Annotated in this window: 6 protein-coding genes; 4 read left to right on the plus strand and 2 right to left on the minus strand. The window is 68.0% G+C overall.

The annotated features are described in order from the left end of the window. From AC1D1T_RS31160 to AC1D1T_RS31170, 3 genes are all read left to right on the plus strand, one after another. Positions 1-497: c-type cytochrome biogenesis protein CcmI/CycH (locus AC1D1T_RS31160; protein ID WP_477993240.1), on the plus strand; the 497-nt coding region annotated here is incomplete at its 5' end. 131 nt (positions 498-628) lie between these two features. After that, a complete protein-coding gene (locus AC1D1T_RS31165; protein WP_047511883.1) occupies positions 629-850 on the plus strand; it encodes a hypothetical protein in 222 nt (73 codons plus the stop codon). 108 nt (positions 851-958) lie between these two features. Beyond that, a complete protein-coding gene (locus tag AC1D1T_RS31170) occupies positions 959-1,321 on the plus strand; it encodes an HrpB1 family type III secretion system apparatus protein (RefSeq protein WP_477829336.1) in 363 nt (120 codons plus the stop codon). 30 nt (positions 1,322-1,351) lie between these two features. On the opposite strand, the gene AC1D1T_RS31175 is transcribed toward AC1D1T_RS31170, so the two are convergent. Together AC1D1T_RS31175 and AC1D1T_RS31180 are read right to left on the minus strand one after the other, a co-directional pair. Beyond that, the gene (locus AC1D1T_RS31175; protein ID WP_465112503.1) at positions 1,352-1,828 is read right to left on the minus strand and encodes an RES family NAD+ phosphorylase; all 477 of its coding nucleotides are present in this window, start codon (positions 1,826-1,828) and stop codon (positions 1,352-1,354) included. Then, positions 1,825-2,361, minus strand: coding sequence for an Xre family toxin-antitoxin system antitoxin (locus tag AC1D1T_RS31180; protein ID WP_477842668.1), 537 nt, complete (start codon positions 2,359-2,361; stop codon positions 1,825-1,827). The genes AC1D1T_RS31175 and AC1D1T_RS31180 overlap by 4 nt, the downstream gene beginning before the upstream one ends. 372 nt (positions 2,362-2,733) lie before the next feature. Here AC1D1T_RS31180 and AC1D1T_RS31185 point away from each other — a divergent pair. Then, positions 2,734-3,441 (plus strand): alpha/beta fold hydrolase (locus AC1D1T_RS31185; protein ID WP_477993242.1); only part of this gene is annotated, 708 nt, incomplete at its 3' end.

The raw sequence follows: 3,441 nt of genomic DNA on the forward strand, positions 1-3,441 counted from the left end.
TGCTGCCGCCCGAATCCGACTACGCGACGTGGGTCGAGCAGACGCTGGCCGAGCTGCGTGCGGGCGGTGGGGCAGCTTCCACACCCGTGGCCGCAGCGGCGCGTGCCGCGTCGCCGGCGACCGCTTCCGCGAAGCCGGCCGCCACCGCTGCCGCGACCGCGGTCAGCGGGCGCGTGACGCTGTCCCCTGCCCTCGCGTCGAAGGTGCAGCCCGGCGACACGGTGTTCGTGTTCGCGCGCGCCGTGCAGGGCCCGCGCATGCCGCTGGCCGTCAAGCGCGGCCTGGTGTCCGACCTGCCGATGGACTTCGTGCTCGACGACTCGACCGCGATGAGCCCGGAGTTCAAGCTGTCGAGCATGGCCGAGGTGCGTGTCGAGGTGCGGGTGTCGCGCAGCGGCAGCGCGACGCCGTCGGCCGGCGACCTGATCGGCCAGGGGCCGGTCGTGAAGCCGGGCGCCACCGGGGTCGCGGTGCAGATCGACCAGATCCGGCCTTGAGCGTTGCACGCGTGATGCCTTCGCATCGGCATCGCGCGCTTCGCATCCGGACCGGGGGCACGTGCCCGCTCCCGGCGAGACTTCCTTTCAGCGCAGTCGTCCCGACGGCGTCCCCACTGAAAGGAACTCACATGCCCATTCCCGCAATCGGTCTCGCGCTGTCCCGCGCCCTTCCCGCCGCCACGAACCTGCTGAGCAAGGCCCCCGGCCTGCAAGGCATCAGCAGCCTGCTCGGCGGCGGCGGTGGTGGCGATCAAGCCCAGGGCGCCCAGCAAGGCGGCCCGGGCGGTGCTGCCAGCTCCATCATCCAGCGCCTGAAGTCGATGATTCCGGGCGCCGGCGGTCAGGACTGACCCGGCACGACGCCTTGAAGATCGAACCGCCGGACAGGCCGCATTGCGGCCGCGTCCGGCACCCTTGATGCGTCCGCGACACGGCGGACCGCTTTCCGGAAGCCCGTCATGAGCCTGCACACCGAAGACGACATTGCGCAAATGAGCCGGGAGATGATCGGCGCGATCACGGCCCACGAACTCGACCGCGCCGAAGCGATCTGGTTCCAGCTGCGCGACCTGTCGAACGTCGCGCCGTCGGCACTTGCCATCGGCGCCTTCATCCCGATCCTGCACAACCGGCCGATCGATGCGCTGCACTTCCTGAACACGCTGCCCGACGACTGTGCGCCGGACCTGAAGGCCTTGTGCATGTACCTGATCGGCGACCCGATCTGGCACCTGGAAGCCAACGCGCTGGCCGAGAGCCCCGATCCGCTGATGCGCTCGGCGATGCGGCAGTTGCTGGAGACGAGCAGCGCCGTCAACTGAGGCTTGCGTCGCGACACGTGGCGTCGGCCTTCAGCGTCCGCGGAACAACCGGTTGTATTCGAACGGGCGGACGACCTGGGCAGACAAGGCCTTCGCGCCGGGATGCAACGGGTTGATGAGGGCTGCAGACTCTTCGGGAACGATGACCGAGGGCATCTCGAGGATCGCCGCCGTCATGCCGCGCAACCAGTCGGCGCCCGCCTGAGCGCTGGCACGCCCCGCCGGAATGGCAGCCCACGAAGGCGCGAGCCGGGACACATCCAGCACGTTCCTGGCGGCCCAGACGCTGTCCGGAACATCGATCCGCACCAGGAAYCTGTTCAGGGGCAGGCCTGAATCATCGACGTGCGCCGGGGTCTCGAGCACCGCCATGGCAATGGTCGGCGCCGTGTACAGCGCGGGCTGCCCGTCATCGTTCCACCGGCCAGGGCTCTTGGCGGCCCCGCTTCCGCTCAGATCGTCTGCCGCGTACCTGCGCGTCTCGGCCGCAATCCGCCACAGAATCATTGGTACGCACCGCTCTCGATGGCGCCGAGCAGCTTCGTGACGACCGCCAGCCCCGTGGGCGTGTCGATGAAGTCCGCGGGCTTGCGCCCCCCGAGCGCGGGCTGCGGTGTCTCCAGCCATTGCCCGAGCCACCTGGCGGAGTCGAAGCCCTTGGCTTCGGGCGCGGTCGAGTTGTCGACGATGTCCCGGGCGATCCCGAGCAGCCTGGCCAACCCGAGTGCAGCGCGCCCGCCGTTGCCGGTGAGCAGTTCGCCCGCAGCGACCTTCTTCTCGGCCGTGGCCTTCGGCACGCCGAGGATGTCGAACATGCGCTGCGCCGGGATCTCCATGCGCCTGGACAGGTCCTTCACGAAGATGCCGGCAACCCCTTTGCGCTCGGTCTCGATCAGGCGCATCGGGTCCGCGGCATGGACGTTCATCACGAAGTCGTCGATCCCCTTGCTCGGGCTGTAGGTGACGTTCGTGATCGACACCGCCTTCGACGTGGCCTTGCGCCCAGGCACCTGCTGCGTCGTGCTCTTCAATCCGACCACTGCAATCTCCGTCTATATGGAGACGAAGTGTAGCCTCGATATGGACGAATCTTCAGTACCCCTATCAGCCCGGATGCGCAGCGCTACGCCGAACACCTGGCCGCGCAAGGCCTGCACGCGCAGGTGCGCAACCAGGACGACAGCCTGCGCATCATCGACAAAACTGCCGCAGCAGGGCCGCGGTGTACTCCGACGGCCGGAAGACATCTTCTTCGGACATGGGTGTCGGGCTCGTGATGACACCGGCATGCTGCCGCCGGACGCGTGGTGGCGGCCATCGGCGGATTGCTGAAATTGCGAGGGCGTGGGGCTGATATCGCTGGACGGGAACACGGATTGCCCACGTCTTTGACCAGACGACAAGGGAAATCGATGGACAAGATCAAGGTCGCGGGCCACGGCGTCGAGATCGCGTTGCGAATGGCCGGTGTCGCGAGCCGTCCGGCGCTGTTGTTGCTGCACGGATGGCCCCATTCACATGCGCTCTACGAGCCGGTGCTTCGCGACTTGTCCGAGCGCTTCTTCGTCCTCGCGCCCGATCTGCCGGAGATCGGCGAGTCTCGTGGCGCGCCACGATCAGCCGAGAAGACGGCGCTCGCCGACGTGCTGATCGCTGCGGCCGAGCAGGCGGGTGGCAGCGACATCATCGTCGCAGGCATCGACGTGGGCGGCATGATCGCTTTCGCCGCCGCCCGCGACCACGGCCTGCGCATCCGTGGCGCGGTCGTCACCAACACCGTCGTGCCCGGCCTCGATCCCTGGGGGAAGCTGCTTGCCGATCCACACATCTGGCATTTCGCCTTTCACGCGATTCCCGACCTGCCCGAGACGATGGTGCAGGGCCGGCAGCGGCCGTACTTCGACTACTTCACCAACATCCTGGCGGGTGACGCCAAGGCGGTGACCGAGGCGTACCGAGCGCGCTTTGCCGAAGCCTATGCGCGGCCCGAGGCCTTGAAGGCTGGCTTTGATTGGTACCGAGCGCTCGCCGCCGACGCCGAGCACAACGCGCATCCGAAGGCCATTGAAACGCCGCTCTTGTACCTGCGTGGAGACGCCGATGGCCGTTCGCCGGATGAC

The organism is Rhizobacter sp. P2_H3, from assembly GCF_056403355.1.

Coding starts and splice junctions, on each gene's coding strand:
- AC1D1T_RS31165 (WP_047511883.1), top strand. CDS start 629: ATGCCCATTCCCGCAATCGGTCTCGCGCTGTCCCGCGCCCTTCCCGCC.
- AC1D1T_RS31170 (WP_477829336.1), top strand. CDS start 959: ATGAGCCTGCACACCGAAGACGACATTGCGCAAATGAGCCGGGAGATG.